This is a genomic window from Martinezella sp. CNPSo 3732 (assembly GCF_057784515.1).
Window position 1 is genome coordinate 1 of record NZ_JBXSOO010000039.1, and the last position, 16,674, is coordinate 16,674.

Here is a 16,674-nt window from a genome sequence, read left to right on the forward strand (position 1 = left end):
TTTATTTCGATGGACACGACCTGATAAAGCTGGACCTCGCCGAGCGTCGGCAGATCCTGGATGGGCTTCTCGTCGATCATGCCGGCGTCATAAATCTCTCCGAAGAGGTCGAAGCCGATGGCGACGACTTGCTGGCCGCCGCATGTGCGCACGGACTTGAAGGTATCATCGCCAAGAACCGCGACCAACCGTATCACTCCGGCCGTACGGGCGATTGGATCAAGGTGAAATACATCCAGAGCGATAGCTTTTTCATCGTCGGCTATGAACCTTCCGCCGTTGCACACGGTGGCATCCGCAATTTGTTTCTCGCTGCCTACAAAGGCCACGATCTCGTTTACGTGGGCAAGGTCGGAACGGGCTTCAATGAACGCGATGCAACCAGGCTTCGCAGGGATCTGGACAAGCTCAAGACATCCCGGGCACCGATCGCGCTGAAACAGCCCGGCGTCATCTGGGTTCAGCCGACACTGATCGCCGAAATCGAGTATCGCGCCTGGACTGATGATGGCAAACTGCATCATGCTTCGTATAAAGGCCTCCGGGAGCGGCAAGACAACGCCGAGGTCTATCGTCTACCGCAATGAGGCGCAGAAATGATTGGCACGGTCCTGACCCGCGTGGCAACTGGACAGGAAGATAAGAAATGGCTCCGTTTCAATCGCCGCCAAAAACAAAACTCTTCCGGCTGCGCGATATTGGTTGTCTCTGTGGGATCCAGTAGGTCTATTTAAACCGGGACAGCGTTGGGAAGATGACGAGTGTAGGTCGTTCGCCGATGAATACGATACTTACCTGCTAAACGCGGCAGGACAGTTGCGTAGAGGAATTGCCACGGCCGCCGTCATTGCATATCTGGTCGACATCGAAGCAAATTACATGGGTATGGGACAAAGACCCGATACGTACGAAAGGGCAAGCTCATTGGTTGCCGCGATCAATGAGGACAGTTTGCTTTGGACCTATCCGGAGCCTTAGGCATGTTGCCTACAGCTCCCGTCCCACGTGCTCAGTGAGCGCTTTTCAAAGAAAGCGTGGATATCCCCACTTCTCGGAGGGATATCCGGGCCATATCACCATAGATTTACTACGTGATTTCTTTTCTCGTCGTGAATTTCCGTCTTTATATCCGGAACGATATATAAACCTCGGATCATCGCTACCAGCCGGCGGCAGCCGCAATCGACCGAGTAGCGGCATCAGGAATTTGTGCCTTTTAGGGCTCGCATGCGTTTCAGCCGCTCAACGAGTTCCTGCGGATGATAGGGACGATCTAAGGGACCGTCTTCGCAAAGATCGCCCGCGATCTTCGCCGTCCGCTCCGCCGATCGGGTCAACAAGATTTTAACATCGGGGTGGAGCTCTCGCGCCGTGGCCGAAAGCTGGAAACCCGACTGGTCCCGCAATTGTACATCGGTTACCAGCACGTCCACATGCTGGTTGCGGAGGACAGTCAGGGCTTCATCCGCGTCGATAGCCTCTATTACGAAATAGCCGCAATCACGCAAATACTCTGCCACCATTGATCGTTGCAACGGATCTGTTTCAACAAGAAGTATCGTTTCGGATGGTTGCGTCTTGGTCATTCACATTGCCTATCAAGGGGGATAATTCTTGCGCTACATTTAAGATCGGCTTGGAAAGGAATAAATCGAACGGCATGGCGTCTGCAAAATCTGGCCGGTGCTCTCCTGACATTACCGCCACCTTGATGTGGTTGTGCTGCGCCTTAACCAGCCTGGCGAGGTCCAATCCAGTCTGATCGCCGGGCATATGAACGTCGGTCAGCAACAGGTCAAAATTAGGGTCGCGCGCCAGCACGCTCAGAGCATCATCCACTGTACCAGCTTCGACGACTTGCCAGCTCTCTTCACGAAGAGTCTGGGCAATGTCCATTCGGATAAGGACATCATCTTCGACAACAAGCACCCGCCGCCCTTTGAACGGATCTGCGTCGACATCAGGTGTGTCCGCCGGTACCAAATCTGTTCTCCCTTAAATTTTATGGGCGGACCTAAATGCGCCAGCCGTTGTGTTGTTCCATTTCTGGCGGTTCAGTTGGCGCATGGTGCTTCGAACCGCGCGAAGAGGCCATTCTTCGCAAGTGATTATGGCGGCATGAGATGTCTACCGTATCTTCACAACACGATCGTGGCTTTTCGCGCTGAAGGCATTTATGACCGTAATCTGTGGCGCATGCAGGCTCTGGTCGCCGAAGAAATATTTGATCTCTATGGCAAGTAAGAGCGTGCTAATCGGCATCCACGATATCGGCCTAATTGGCGACGTCGAGGGCACGTTGGGGTTTTTGCCAATGCATTTTCCGAGATCGGGCCAAACGCGTTAACTGTGTAGGAAGCGCTGCATGTCGGTTAAAACTCTTCCCAGCTGTCATTGTCGACGGCCAATGCGGCGGAGCCTTGCGTCTGAGGCTGCGGCCGCATACGCCGGCCAGCGGCTTGAAGGGGAGGACGGGCCGGACGATTGAGTGGCTTGGCCGGTTGGGCTGTTCGCGACTCCTCGCCATATTTGAATTGCCCGAGCAACTGGAACAATGCGGCTGCCTCGCGTGCGAGACTATGGCTGGCCGCCGTCTGCTCCTCTACCATCGCCGCATTTTTCTGTGTGCTTTGATCGACTGTATCAACCGCTTGATTGATCTCGCCGAGAGCGGTCGACTGTTCTCTTGCGGCTTCGACGATCGCCACGACGTTGGTGTCGATCTCCTGGACCTGGGCGGCAATTTCCTGAAGAGCCCCGCCGGCATTGGTAACCAGGGCAACACCGTTGGCGACCTGGGCACCGGATGCCGTGATCAACGTCTTGATCTCCTTTGCCGCCTTTGCCGATCGTTGAGCGAGTTCGCGGACCTCTTGTGCCACAACGGCAAAACCCTTGCCGGCTTCTCCGGCTCTCGCGGCTTCGACTCCCGCATTCAATGCCAAAAGGTTTGTCTGAAAGGCAATTTCATCGATAACGCCGATGATGCTGGATATCTCGCGCGAAGAGGCCTCAATCTGATCCATGGCGCCAATGGCATTGCGCACGACACCGCCTGAATGCTCGGCGTGGGCTCTTGCTCGAGCGACAAGTCTTCCTGCCTCTTCGGCCCTTTGGCTGGAATTCTTCACCGTCGTGGTGATCTCCTCAAGGGCGGCAGCGGTCTCCTCGATGGAGGCTGCCTGCTGCTCGGTGCGCTTGGCAAGATCATCTGCGGCGACCCGTACCTCATTCGATCCAGAGGCAATCGCATGAGCGTTTTCCGCGACCGTTGCCATAGCATGCTTCAGCTTGTCGGAGGCACTGTTGAAATCGGTTCGCAACCGCTCAAGCGAAGGAATGAAAGCCTTCTCGATCTCTTGCGATAGATCTCCCTCGGCGAGATTTGTCAAACACCCAGCGAGTTGATTGACATTTTCGACGCGGCTGGTCACGTCCGTCGCAAACTTGACCACTTTGAAAACCTTGCCGTTAAGATCGAAAATGGGGTTGTACGACGCTTGAATGTAGACCTTTCGGCCGCCCTTCCCAAGCCGCATGAATTCATCGGCGACGAGTTCACCAGCGGCTAATTTTTTCCAGAAATCCCGGTATGCATCCGATACCGTATAGGTAGGTTCGCAAAACATCGAATGATGCTTGCCTTGAATTTCCGCAAGCGAATAGCCGAGCGCTGACAGGAAGTTTTCGTTGGCCGTTAGGATTTCGCCGGCGGGTGTGAATTCTATCACAGCCTGTGCCCGCGAAAGGGCCTCGATCTTCCCCGCATCCTCTGCTGTCTTCAGCTTGCTCGCTGTAATATCGGTGGCAATCTTGACGACTTTGACTGGTTTTCCGCGACGAAAGATCGGATTATAGGAGGCTTCGATCCAAACCTCCCTTCCGCCCTTACCGATGCGCTTATACTGTTGCTGATCGAAATGGCCGGCCGCAAGTTTCGACCAGAAGGCCTTGTATTTGGGAGAGCCCGCATAAGCGGGTTCGACGAACATGCTATGATGCTTCCCGGCGATCTCAGCCAGTTCATAGCCAAGTGCTCGACAAAAGCGTTCATTGGCGGTGAGGATCTTGCCTGCAAGATCGAACTCGATCATGGCCTGCGATTTTGACAATGCGGTAAGAACAGCGATGGCATCTGAGCCGCGATTAAAAACAACCATTCGACCATTCCTGTATTGATTCGGAATATCCGAAGTTAAATTGCAGTAAAATATTGCAGAACCAGATTAAAATGCGATTAATCATAATCTATATCTGCTAATATTATAATGGATCCTTGAAATTCACTCCACCTCGTCGTGAAGAACACCCTTTTTGATTGTGGGGCGTGGCTATGCGCGCCACAACAAAATACACTGGTTGATCGCCTGGCGGAGAAGGTTTTGCTGGCGGCGCCACGCCCACGGCCGAAGGCAGAGCGGTTATTTCAGTCGCGGACGGTCGAGCCGAAATCGACATTGCATGGTTCATGCGGTGGCTCGCACTACGAAAACAGGGATCGCATAGAGCTGTTTGACGCGGCAAGCGAGCTGCAATCTCCGGGCCGTCAATTTTGCAACACCTGCCGAGTTCTTTAGTTTTTGCGTTTCTAATGGATGGACAGCCTCCGAGGTGTTGGTGTTATGGAGGTAGAAGCTCAGTTTCGGTAGAAGGCGATGCGATTTATAGCCCTGCGGCTTTTGAGGATGCTCAGATTGCGTAGCCTGTATCGCAATGACGGCGTTGAGCTTTACGAACCTTGGGTCTGCGACGCCTTCGATCGATTTGAGCGTGAGATTGAAGCGTTCTGCCGACGGTCGTTGTTTTCGGTTGTAGTTTGAAAGTCTATCTGCCGAGCTCGGGAATACTCGTTGTAGTCGCGCGGAGTTGAATCTATCTTTGCCGTCTGAACCTGTCGAATGCAGTTAGGCGCTGGACCGGCGGATCGGCCTCCTCCCAGCGGTAAATCTCGGTTCGCAGTGTGAATCGGCGTCGCGCCATGACCCCGCCAATCTTTGAAATATCAACACCTTGCGACGCCGATTTGCCCCTAATCACTGTGCCGATTCACACCTCCGGCATATGCTGAGATATTGCACCTGCCGATGTTCTGCTTCCTCAAGACGCTTGTCAGTCTCATGAGATCTATGTGGTCTCTGAATTTATATTCGTGAGCACATCCGAAGCTGCACTCGGGTCTTCGATTATTTTTTTCGCCTCTATCAGGAGATACTCCACCTGCTTCCTACATTCGACGAAGCGGGTAATCTCTATCGCGAACTGCACATTTCTGCGTGCATCGTAGAAGTTGGCGATTGTTGCGCCGGAAGGCGTTTACGATGTTGGTCCTCGATTGTCTGACGGCGCTCAGTCAGCATGTTGATCAGCGCTCTCAGGCCGGATGATACGTGGCGACGCCCCGAGTAATAAAGATACAAGCCAGGAAACGGTGGACACCATTCTTCCAAAACTCGTTTTAGGCGACCGTCTTCCAGTGCTTCTGTCACAAGATGGTCGGGGACGAAAGCGATGCCTATCCCATCGATTGCGGCTTCCACCATCAGCGGCTGGTCACTCAATGTTAGAGGCCCGAAAACGTTGATTCTTTCTACAGCGCCCAAGCGTTCAAATTCCCATCGATAGATTGCTCCACTTTCAAACCGGAAGCGGATGCAATCGTGGCTGTGTAAATCCTGCGGTACGACTGGATATCCGCGACGCTCGAAGTAATCTGGGGACGCAACCGCCGCAAAGCGTACCTCTCCCATCACCGGGATGGCCACCATGTCTTTCGGTACGGCCTCCGCCAATCGGATACCGGCATCGAAACCTTCGGCAACGATATCACTTAATCTGCCGTCGGCGACTACGTCGAGATGGACTTGGGGATACTCGCGCAGGAAGCGTGCAAGCACCGGCCGCAATACCAGCCGAATAGCCCCTTCGCTGGCGTTGATCCGCACCGTGCCACTGGGGACGGGGCCATTTCCCTCCAGATCCTGAACGGCTTCTTCCATCGAGGCCATTGCCGGCCTGAGTTTTGCGGCAAAGCGTTCTCCTGCCTCCGTCAACGAGACGCTGCGAGTCGTTCGGTTGAACAGGCGGACGTTCAACCGCTCTTCGAGAACCTTGATCGAATGGCTGATCGCCGAGGGCGTCATGTTGAGTTCGTTCGCGGCGCTCCGAAAACTGCGATGGGTCGCGACCGCCAGGAATGCGGCGAAGGCCGCCAGATCGTTACCCTTAGATTGGTGAATTGCTTTCATCATGACATCAAGAATTGATCAGATTGTTTAGATAGTCAACGGGTCATAAGGTGAGCGTAGGGCGCAGCATCGCGGAGCCACGCTACCCGCTGGTCGCTTCCAGGGCCCCAGACCGCCAAACCCCACCAGCGGCCCGCCGAAGAGAGGAAAAGTTGATGAAGATGAAAGCTGTTGTGATGACGGGGGCGAACCGCCCCTGGGAAGTTCAAGAGGTTCCCGTACCTAAGGCGGAGCCAGGGCTGGTCCTTGTGAAAATTCACGCCTCCGGCATGTGCTTTACGGACGTATGGGCGACCCAGGGTGCTGGTGGTGACATCTATCCGCAGACTCCAGGTCACGAGGTGGTCGGCGAGATTGTCGAGGTCGGCGCCGGTATCCACACCCGCAAGGTGGGAGACCGGGTCGGCACCACCTGGGTGCAGTCCTCTTGCGGCCGATGCTCCTACTGCCGCCAGAACCGCCCGTTGACCGGGCAGACGGCCATGAACTGTGATTCACCCAGAACGACCGGCTTCGCGACGCAAGGCGGCCACGCAGAGTACATCGCGATCTCTGCCGAAGGCACTGTGTTGTTGCCCGATGGGCTAGACTACACGGATGCCGCGCCCATGATGTGCGCGGGCTATACCACCTGGAGCGGCCTGCGCGACGCGGAGCCCAAGCCCGGTGACAGGATCGCTGTGCTTGGTATCGGTGGGCTGGGCCACGTCGCCCTGCAGTTCTCCAAAGCGTTGGGATACGAGACCATCGCGATCACGCATTCGCCAGATAAGCACAAGCTGGCCACCGATCTTGGCGCTGACATCGTCGTCGCCGATGGCAAGGAGTTGCTGGAGGCCGGCGGCGCGGACGTTCTTCTGGTCACGACCAACGACTTTGACACCGCCGAAAAGGCGATGGCGGGGGTAAGGCCTGACGGTCGCATCGTCCTTTGCGGGCTCGACTTCAGCAAGCCGTTCTCGATCCCGTCCGACGGCAAGCCGTTCCACATGATGCGCCAACGCGTGGTTGGCTCCACGCATGGCGGACAGCACTACCTCGCCGAAATTCTCGATCTCGCCGCGAGGGGGAAGGTTAAGCCGATCGTCGAGACCTTCGCGCTCGACCAGGCAATCGAGGCATATGACCGCTTGTCTTCCGGGAAGATGCGGTTCCGCGGCGTGTTCCTTCCGCACGGCGCTTGAGCATCCATATTTGGGGCGGCTGCGGTGAGCGGGTCTCACCGCAGTCGCCCCAACTCAAACTCGAGATGTGTCGTGTCCCGTCCAACCTCGCGATGGCATCGCCCGGCAGCAAATGCGGGTCGACCCGCTGGATCGTTTTGCGCAAGTGTCGTTTGGCATTTAATTGTAAGAATGCGCCCGTTCCGGCAGGCCATGGCACTTAATTTGAGATTTTTCGGTGCGATTTTCGGCGCTTGAGGCTCCCCGGCTCGGCAATAACCTGCTGTGATGTTTGGTATTTTCCGATGAAGCTTCGCCGCAGGAGGTCATCTTTTCTACAGCGGCGAATCTCACATTAAGTGCAAAAATCGAACCCAGAATCTCAGATCAAGTGCCCGATCTCAATTTAAGTGCCGCGCTATCTTGTTGAAATTATTGGGTGCGGAGTCTTGCGATTAAATGCAAAACGACACGAGGAACTCGCTGAGATCAACGAGGATGGAAAATTCGGAAAGCCCGGCCAGCGCGAGAGGCTTACGGTTGCCCGAGAAGAGCGTTAAAGCGGCGCGGCAGGGCAGGCACGTTTCATGCAATCGACCAGTCGCAAATTCACTCCATGCCTTAAAAGGCAATCGGGCAGTGTCTCAAGAGTGGGAAACTTCGTCGCTACTGCCTCGATAATTCACCATCGGAGGTGCTGTTCCGGCGGAGGCTGCCGGAACAGCTCTCGCTTGCCGCAATCATGGAAAAATCCAGTAGAGCCAGGACAATGCCCGAGACAGATCTTGCGCGCCTATCTCTGAAAGTCTTCCTCATCAATCTCGATCGCGCCGTCGACCGCATGTCGCACATGCGGGAGATGCTTGATCGTCTTGAGATCCCGTTCGAGCGAGTGACGGCAGTCGAGGGCCGGGCGATCGTTTTACCCATCAGAGAGTTCGACGAGATTCAATACCGCGTTCTCCACGGCAGGAAACCCAACCCTGCAGAGATCGGCTGCTATCTCAGCCATATCGAATGCGCCCGCCGATTCCTCGAAACGGAAAATGCCTTCGCTCTCATATTGGAAGACGACCTCAAGCTTCCCTTCGATCTCATCGACATTCTGGAAGGTGCGATCCGGGCGGAAAGCGATTGGGACATTCTGCGCCTGTCGACGGTCAGCAGCGGCAGGAAATACGCCTTCCGTGCCCTGGATGGCCACCGCTGCCTTGCGATCGCTCTCACCAGAGAAAAGGGCTCAGGGGCATATCTGATCAACCGTGCAGCGGCGCGATGGTTCCTCAACGCATTGCTACCGATGCGGCTTCCCTTCGACCTGGCATTCGATCTCGAATTCCTAGCCGGGCTCAAATCCGCTTTCGTGCACCCGCTACCGATCAGTCAGGATCTCGAAGTGCCATCGCAGATACAGGGCAATCGCGGAAGCTTTCATCTGTCGCGATGGCGCTATGCGAGCGTCTTGCCATTCCGGGCTGGGCTAGAAATCGCTCGCGCGCTCATGCGAACGTATCGGCTGTGTTTCCTCAGGCTACGCCCAGTGGCGACGTTCGCACAAGCGCGGCGTAGCCTTGCCCTATTCGGTCAGAAAAATCGTCGGAAGCCAAACGCACGCTAAGCGGCAGATCGCAAAAGCCTATCCGGACGCGGACGAAATGAAGCGTGCACGGTTTACAGAGGAACAGATCATCGCAATGCTGAGCGAGCAGGAGAGCGGCAACTGCGGGAACAATGCCGGCCTTTTCCTTCAGGCGAGATGCCTCACGTTCTCACTGAATATGATTTCCCCGCACGTTGTCCCGCGATCGACGCTGCCGGAGCCGTTACAAGGCGAATGCGCGTACCGATCTTTGGAGAGGTGATTTCAAGATGCATGCCATGCAGTCTTGCAATTGCCGAGACGAGACTGAGGCCCAGGCCATTGCCAGGAGTATGCCGGCTCTTCTCGGCTCTATAGAAACGGCGGAGCACGGCGTCGGCCTCTTCTGAGCGGATTCCTATGCCAGTGTCCTCCACCGTGACCGACACAACGTGGCCATCGCCTTCGACCTCAACGAGCGCTAGTCCGCCCTTTGGCGTGAACTTGATTGCGTTGTCGATCAAGTTGGCTATCGCTTCGAAAATGAGGTTGGGATCACCAGAAATGATGGCTGGCTCGTCGGTGCTCGATTGGTACGAAAGAATGATACCGGCTTCATCGGCGGCAGGCTCGAAGAAATCAACCGCATCGCTTGCAACTGCTTTCAGATCGATGTCTATGAAGCCAGACCGCCTCAGCCCGTCCTCGACCTCCGAGATTCGCAGAAGCGCACCAAACGTCTTGTGGATGCCACGTATTTCGTCGAGCGCTTCATCGATGTAGCCGTGATATTCGTCGATATTGGTCGCGCGCCGGCGCGCGCGCTCAAGGCTCCCGAGGAGGCGTGTGAGCGGAGTGCGCATGTCGTGGGCGATGTTGTCGCAGACACCCTTTACCTCCTGCATCAGACGCTCGATTTCGTCGAGCATTTCGTTGACGACATTGGCGAGACGATCGATGTCGCCTCCGGCGCGGCCTGTCGGCAGTCGCTGCTTGAGGTCGCCCTTCATGATTTGCGCGGCCGCGCCGGACATAGCGTCCAGCCGACGAACCGCGCCAAAGCCGATGGCGATGGCGCCCGCAAGGCCGAGCAGCGCTGTCGTCAGCGACGCGAATAGCGTCGCATTTTCGAGGCGTTCGCGAAATTCGCGTTGCTCATGCAGGCTTTGGGAGACCAGGATGGAGCTGCCATCAGCCCGGCGAGACAGCAACCCTCTGTAGTGTTCTTTCCTCGTCGCGCTATGGTCTGTGAAATCAAAGGGAGCGTCAACAACGGATCCTTCGGGATAGGTGAGCGGGATTCCCGCGACCAGCTTGCCGCTCTGATCGAAAAGCGAAAAGGGGCGTTCGGTGTTCGTCAGATCCCGACTTCGGGCGGATAGGCGCGAAACGATCGCCTCAGTGGGCAGGTTCTGAAGCGATTGCATCTCGCGCCTCAGCCATTCGTCGCTTCTCTGGTCGAGAAAGCTTTGCATCTGCCAATCGACGAACAGAAACAGCGCACTTGCCGCCGCGCCGAACACAAGCAGGAAGGCAAGCGCCAATCGGAAGCCGCTCGTCCTGAAAAGTTCAATCAGCCGCATCGAGAACATAACCTGAGCCTCGAAGCGTTCGGATCAGGGGCGCAAGCCCAGGCAGATCCAGCTTCTTACGAAGCTTGCTGATATGCACGTCGATGACATTCGTCGCCTCGCCGTACCGGTAGTGCCAAACTTCTTCGAACATCATCGTGCGCGTAACGATTTGACCGGAGTGCCGGGCGAGATATTCAAGCAACTGATATTCCCGCGGCAGGAGATCGATGATGTTGCCGGCCCGGCTGGCGGTATGCGTCAGGAGATTGATTTCAAGATCGCCGACTTTGAGAACCGTCTCCTGGGCCGTATTGGTTCGGCGGCGCATGAGGACATCCAGCCGCGCCGTCAGCTCGAGCGCTTCAAACGGTTTCGTCAGATAGTCGTCGCCGCCGGCCTTGAGGCCGCGTACCCGTTCGTCGACCGCTGAAAGCGCGCTCAAAATCAGGACCGGGGTCTGCACCGACGCTGCCCGTAAGGCAGCCAGCATTCCGAGCCCATCAAGGGTGCCGGGCAGCATGCGATCGAGCACAATGGCGTCAAATGTGCCGGAAATCGCCTTGACCAGCCCATCGCGACCGTCGGCCGACTGTGTAACGGTGCAGCCGTGGTCCACAAGTGCCGCCTCGATTTCCGACGCTGTCCCCAGGTCGTCCTCGACCACGAGTATCTTCGACACATTTCCTCCAAGAATGCTGACTAGTTTCTGCGCAATATCTAGATAATCAATGTTGAATATTCGTTCGCCTGAACATGAAATCAATTTCATCTTCGCGAGCGCTTGGAACGACGTGCTGTCTTCAACGAGGATTGAATGCGCCTGCTGGTAGTTGAAGATGATGACCGAAGTGCGGCCTATCTGAAGCGAGGCCTTTCCGAATCCGGGCATGTCGTTGATGTCGCAGGCGATGGCGAACTCGGCCTCGTACTTGCAATGGAGCTGATTTACGACGGGCTGGTGGTGGACCGACTTCTGCCCAAGCTTGACGGCATCGAGCTCGTCAGACGCCTTCGCGAGATGAAGGTCAATGTGCCGGTGATCATGGTGAGCGCGCTGGCGAGCTCGATGGATCGTGTGGAGGGATTGCGTGCCGGCTGCGACGACTACCTCGCCAAGCCCTTCTTCTTCTCCGAACTCCTTGCCCGCATCGAGGCCATTACGAAGCACTTCGTAACGGAGGGCTACGAGAACACGCTGGTCGTCGGCGATTTGTCTCTCGATCTTCGGCGGCGAATTGCGCGTAGGAAGGAACGCATCATTGATCTGCAGTTCAGGGAATTCCTCCTTCTGCAGGCTCTTATGCGCAACGCAGGTTCCGTTGTAACCCGTGCGATGCTGCTTGAGGCAGCGTGGGACTACGACTTCGATCCCCGTGGCAACATCGTCGACATGCATGTCCATCGTTTACGCAAGAAGATCGACATGGGCGCAGCGACAAGCATGATAATCACAGTTCCAGGCGCCGGGTATCTCATCAAGCCATAATCCGCGGCTTCGGCGAAACATAAAAAATTTTTCATCCTGGCGCGAATTCCCAGCCATTTGCGATCCGCCACATTTGCAAGCATCGCGTGGCGGATGTCCCTTGTCCCTGCGCAACTTTAAACGCTTTATGGAGTTTTGCGGTGGATCGTTCCCGTGCAGGGCCAAACAGTTCAGCCAGGTCATTTTATCTTCTGGGGATAGGCGCTTTGGCGGTAGCCGGAGCAGTAGCTGGGTATTTCGTCTATTGGCCGGGGGCCGGTTTGAGCAAAGCCAAAGCATCGACATCCGAACGCGCGCCGATCCCGGTGCAGACCGCAACGGCTGCAATAAAAAATCTACCCGTCGTGCGCAGTGGTCTCGGTGTGGTTTCCCCGTTGACCGCCGTGGATGTGAAGGTTCGCGTCGACGGTCAGCTCCAGCATATTGCCTTCGCCGAAGGACAGGATGTCAAGGCTGGAGATGTCCTTGCGACAATCGATCCTCGCCCCTACGCGGCAGCCGTCGCACAGGCACAGGCGGACTACGACAAGGAGCTGGCCCAGCTCGATCAGGCGAAGATCGACGAGGCCCGGGCACAGAAGCTCACGACCACGGGCAGCGGCACGACCCAGGCTGCCCAGACGGCGGCCGCGCAAGTCAAGGTCATGGATGCCACGGCCGCATCGGGAAAGGCAGCGCTCGATACTGCGAAACTCAATCTGGAGTTCGCAACCATCACGGCACCGATCGCCGGCAGGGTAGGTTTGCGCCAGCAGCAGGAAGGAGGCATCCTGCGTACAACCGATGCGACGGGCGTGGTGACCGTCACGCAGATGCGCCCCATCTCCGTCGAATTCACGCTGACGCAGGATGATCTTCCCGATCTGGTTGCGGGACAGGCAAAGGGACAGCTGACCGTCTCGGCATATAGCCGCGACGGCGCCAAGCATCTGGCCGACGGAAAACTAAGTGCGATAGACAGCCAAGTGGATTCATCGACCGGCATGGTGAAATTGAAGGCCGTGTTTGCAAACGATGACCTGTCGCTTTGGCCCGGAGAGCTGGTGACGGCAAACATAACCCTGCGCACCGATCCGAATTCGACGGTCGTGCCATCCTCGGCGATACAGAACGGGCAGACAGGTTCGTATGTCTTCGTCGTAAAGCCGGGCAACAAGGTTTCCGCCGCCTCAGTGACCACCGGCATTGCTTACTCGGGCCTCACCGCAGTTACGCAAGGCATCTCCAGTGGCGAGACCGTTGTCACCTCAGGCCAGTCCCGGCTTGCCGATGGAACTGTCGTCTCCACGCAAGGTCCTGACGGCAAGAAGTTGGCCGCTGCCGGCGAGGGGGCGGTCCAATGAATCTTTCACAAATCTTCATCCAGCGCAGGGTCGGAACTTGCTTGCTGGCTGCCGGACTTCTGATCGTCGGCTCCATCGCCTACGGCTTGTTGCCCATAGCGTCGCTGCCTCAGGTCGATTTTCCCACGATCCAGATCTCAAGCTCTCTTCCCGGCGCGAGTGCCGAGACTATGGCGACATCGGTTGCGACACCGCTGGAAAATCAACTTTCGACAATCTCGGGTGTATCCCAGATGACGTCGACGAGTTCGTCCGGGCGAACCTCTATTGCGCTGCAATTCGATCTCAACAGGGATATCAATGCCGCTGCGCAGGACGTTCAGGCCGCCATCAGCGCCGCAAGCGGCCAATTGCCCAAGGATCTGCCGGCCGCTCCCACCTTCCATAAGAGCAATCCAGCGGAAGCGACGATCCTCACCCTGGCGCTCACATCCGACCGCATTCCCACGACCGAGCTCGATCACTATGCGGAAGATATCATCGCGCAGCAGGTTTCGCAGATGAATGGCGTGGGCCTGGTGGACTACCATGGCCCCCAGCGGCCGGCGATCCGCATACAGCTCGATCCGGACAAGGTTGCGGCGCGGGGATTGACGATGGAGGATATTCGAAGCGCCGTCGGCCTTCAGACCGTCAATCAGCCCAAGGGGCAGCTGGCCGGCAACGGACGGACAGTCGTTCTCGATGCGACCGACCAAATCATGGACGTCCCTGCATTTCGTTCGATGGTGATCGCCTATAAGAACGGCTCGCCCATTCGCGCGGAGGATCTCGGAACGGTGGTCTCTGCTCCGGAGGACGTCAACCAGGCGGCTTGGCTGCAGGATAAGCGGTCGGTGATGCTGGATGTCCATAAAATGGCCGGTTCAAACGTGCTTGATACCATTCAGGGCATCAAGGCGAAGCTGCCACAAATGGAGGCAGGGCTGCCGGCCGGGATCAAGCTATCGGTTGTCGCGGACAGGTCGGGCATGATCCAGTCCTCGGTCGATGACGTCAAGGTAACGATCCTCATTACGATCGGCCTCGTCGTGCTGGTGATCTTCAGTTTTCTGCGAAATCTGTGGGCGACGATTATTCCGGCTGCAACCATTCCGCTGTCCTTGATCGGTACCTTTGCCGTCATGTATCTTGCCGGCTACAGCCTCGATAATCTCTCGCTCATGGGATTGACCATCGCTGTCGGATTTGTGGTCGATGACGCCATCGTGGTCATCGAAAATGTGATGCGACATGTCGAAGAGGGAAAGTCCGCTCTCGACGCCGCTGTCGAGGGATCGCGAGAGGTGGGCTTTACCATCGTTTCGATGACTGTCTCGCTGGTTGCCGTTTTCATTCCCATCCTTCTGATGAGCGGGATTGTCGGTCGCCTTTTCCGTGAGTTTGCCGTGACGATCAGCGTGGCGATCATGATATCGGGGCTGGTTTCGCTGACGGTCACCCCTATGATGTGCGCATGGTTGATCAAGCATGATCACGATAAGCCGCACGGCGCGTTCTTCCGCTGGTCGGAGGCATTCTTCGAAAAATGCACGGCGGGATATGGAAGAGCGCTCGATCTCGTTCTTCGCAATCGCACGATAGTGCTTGTCGTTGCTGTCGCCACGATGGCGGTGACGGGCTGGCTTTACGTTTCCATCCAGAAGGGCTTCATTCCGCAACAGGATACGGGATGGGTTCAAGGGCAGGCGCAGGCCGCAACCGACATATCCTTTGCCGATATGTCGACAAAGATGCAGGAACTCGCGCATATTGTCATGGCGGACCCGGCCGTTGATAACGTCGCCTATTGGATCAACCCTAGTCCATCGGCCAGCGTCGGCCAGCTTCAGATCAATCTGAAGCCGATCGGCACGCGAAGCCCGGCATCGGCAGTGCTGGCGCGTCTGCGTTCAGCGACCGCGGGCTTGGAAGGGCTTACAGTCGGCCTGCAGGTTCGTCAGGATGTCCAGATCGGTGGACGGTCTTCCGCTTCGCAATACCAATACACGCTTCAAGATCCCGATACGGCGGAGCTCGATCTATGGGCAGCGAAAATGACCAAGGTTCTGAAGGGTCTTCCCGAGCTGCAGGATGTGATTTCCGACAAGCAGCAGGCTGCAACCAGCCTCACGCTCGATATAGATCGCTCAACGGCGTCCAGGCTCGGCGTCAGCGTTTCTGAGATCGATCAAACGCTTTACGATGCTTTCGGGCAACGCCAGATCGCGACGATGTACACGCAGGTCAGCCAATACCACGTCGTGATGGAGCTTGCGCCGCAGTTCGCCCTGTCGCCGGAGGCGCTGTCGCATCTCTATGTCAAGTCTTCTACCACCGGCAAGCTTGTCCCGCTCAGCATGCTTGGATCGCTGAAGACAGGGGTTCTGCCTGTTTCCATAAATCACCAGGGGTCCCTTCCGGCAACGACGATCTCTTTCAACCTGAGACCGGGCAGCGCCCTTAGCGATGCTGTGACGGCGATCAAGGCGGCGGAGACGAGGGCCGCCATGCCGGCAACCGTCATCGGCACTTTCCAAGGGACGGCTCAGGCATTCCAGGATTCGCTGCGAAGCCAGCCATGGCTCATTCTTGCCGCCATCGTCGCCGTCTATATCGTGCTGGGCGTCCTCTATGAAAGCGCCGTTCATCCGCTGACGATCATTTCCACGCTGCCGTCGGCTGGGCTTGGAGCCTTGTTGGCCTTGAAACTGGCCAATCTGGACCTGTCGATCATGGGGATGATCGGCATCATTCTTTTGATCGGCATCGTCAAGAAAAATGCGATCATGATGATCGACTTTGCGCTTGTTGCCGAACGAACGCAGAAGCTGGCGCCACAAGATGCCATAAGACAGGCCTGCATGCTGCGGTTCCGACCCATCATGATGACGACGCTTGCGGCATTGTTCGGAGCAGTTCCGCTGGCATTGGGAACCGGGCCTGGATCCGAATTGCGCGTTCCTCTCGGCATCGCGATCGTCGGCGGCCTGATCGTCTCGCAGGCGCTGACTTTGTTCACTACACCGGTCATCTATCTCGCATTCGACGGCTTGCGCGGCAGGGCAGCGAGGCGGCCGTCGCGTCTGCAGGCGGCGATTGCGTCAATCCGATGACGAAGTGCAATCGGATCTGCGTCCGTGCTGGAGATCGTCCGCATCAACGGGTCATCGATACTTGGCCACAAGCTTCAAGGAGATCGTTCCACGAACAACCCTGGTGAAATTAGCTGCAATATCGCTGCATGGGATCGGAAATTGAAAGCTGGCTGAAAGCTTGCGCCGCGTAAGCTCCTCTAGCTTCGT

General features: G+C 56.7%; 12 protein-coding genes and 1 pseudogene. 7 read left to right on the forward strand and 6 right to left on the reverse strand.

Translation table 11 applies throughout. From position 1 onward, the window contains the following. Positions 1–56: 56 nt before the first annotated feature. Together AC13RM_RS30775 and AC13RM_RS30780 are read left to right on the forward strand one after the other, a co-directional pair. A pseudogene (locus tag AC13RM_RS30775) lies at positions 57–170 on the forward strand (non-homologous end-joining DNA ligase); the annotation flags it as partial. A gap of 54 nt (positions 171–224) precedes the next feature. After that, positions 225–587: an ATP dependent DNA ligase gene (locus AC13RM_RS30780; protein WP_488556100.1), complete on the forward strand. Its 363-nt coding sequence runs from the start codon at positions 225–227 to the stop codon at positions 585–587. Positions 588–1,199: 612 nt separating this feature from the next. On the opposite strand, the gene AC13RM_RS30785 is transcribed toward AC13RM_RS30780, so the two are convergent. The 4 genes from AC13RM_RS30785 to AC13RM_RS30800 form a co-directional block, all read right to left on the reverse strand. After that, on the reverse strand, positions 1,200–1,586 hold the full coding sequence (locus AC13RM_RS30785) for a response regulator (protein WP_488556089.1): 387 nt from the start codon (positions 1,584–1,586) through the stop codon (positions 1,200–1,202). After that, entirely contained in the window at positions 1,546–1,983 is a 438-nt protein-coding gene (locus AC13RM_RS30790) for a response regulator (RefSeq protein ID WP_488556090.1), read from the reverse strand. The genes AC13RM_RS30785 and AC13RM_RS30790 overlap by 41 nt, the downstream gene beginning before the upstream one ends. A 389-nt stretch (positions 1,984–2,372) precedes the next feature. After that, positions 2,373–4,160, reverse strand: a complete 1,788-nt coding sequence (locus AC13RM_RS30795; protein WP_488556091.1) for a methyl-accepting chemotaxis protein — start codon at positions 4,158–4,160, stop codon at positions 2,373–2,375. Positions 4,161–5,249: 1,089 nt separating this feature from the next. After that, entirely contained in the window at positions 5,250–6,248 is a 999-nt protein-coding gene (locus tag AC13RM_RS30800) for a LysR family transcriptional regulator (RefSeq protein ID WP_488556092.1), read from the reverse strand. A 152-nt stretch (positions 6,249–6,400) separates the two neighbouring features. Between AC13RM_RS30800 and AC13RM_RS30805 the strand changes: the two genes are divergently transcribed. Beyond that, a complete protein-coding gene (locus AC13RM_RS30805; protein ID WP_488556093.1) occupies positions 6,401–7,429 on the forward strand; it encodes an alcohol dehydrogenase catalytic domain-containing protein in 1,029 nt (342 codons plus the stop codon). Positions 7,430–8,150: 721 nt separating this feature from the next. Next, the gene (locus AC13RM_RS30810) at positions 8,151–9,026 is read left to right on the forward strand and encodes a glycosyltransferase family 25 protein (RefSeq protein WP_488556094.1); all 876 of its coding nucleotides are present in this window, start codon (positions 8,151–8,153) and stop codon (positions 9,024–9,026) included. Positions 9,027–9,169: 143 nt separating this feature from the next. On the opposite strand, the gene AC13RM_RS30815 is transcribed toward AC13RM_RS30810, so the two are convergent. After that, on the reverse strand, positions 9,170–10,570 hold the full coding sequence (locus tag AC13RM_RS30815; RefSeq protein ID WP_488556095.1) for a sensor histidine kinase: 1,401 nt from the start codon (positions 10,568–10,570) through the stop codon (positions 9,170–9,172). Next, positions 10,557–11,240, reverse strand: a complete 684-nt coding sequence (locus AC13RM_RS30820) for a response regulator transcription factor (RefSeq protein ID WP_488556096.1) — start codon at positions 11,238–11,240, stop codon at positions 10,557–10,559. Before AC13RM_RS30820 ends, AC13RM_RS30815 begins: the two co-directional genes overlap by 14 nt. A 135-nt stretch (positions 11,241–11,375) precedes the next feature. Here AC13RM_RS30820 and AC13RM_RS30825 point away from each other — a divergent pair, with 135 nt between their 5' ends. The 3 genes from AC13RM_RS30825 to AC13RM_RS30835 all read left to right on the forward strand — a co-directional run bounded on the left by AC13RM_RS30825 (position 11,376) and on the right by AC13RM_RS30835 (position 16,485). After that, the gene (locus tag AC13RM_RS30825; RefSeq protein WP_488556097.1) at positions 11,376–12,047 is read left to right on the forward strand and encodes a response regulator transcription factor; all 672 of its coding nucleotides are present in this window, start codon (positions 11,376–11,378) and stop codon (positions 12,045–12,047) included. A 260-nt stretch (positions 12,048–12,307) separates the two neighbouring features. Continuing rightward, a complete protein-coding gene (locus tag AC13RM_RS30830) occupies positions 12,308–13,390 on the forward strand; it encodes an efflux RND transporter periplasmic adaptor subunit (RefSeq protein WP_488556098.1) in 1,083 nt (360 codons plus the stop codon). After that, positions 13,387–16,485 (forward strand): efflux RND transporter permease subunit, encoded by a 3,099-nt coding sequence (locus tag AC13RM_RS30835; RefSeq protein WP_488556099.1) that lies wholly within the window; start codon positions 13,387–13,389, stop codon positions 16,483–16,485. Before AC13RM_RS30830 ends, AC13RM_RS30835 begins: the two co-directional genes overlap by 4 nt. Positions 16,486–16,674: the final 189 nt, after the last annotated feature.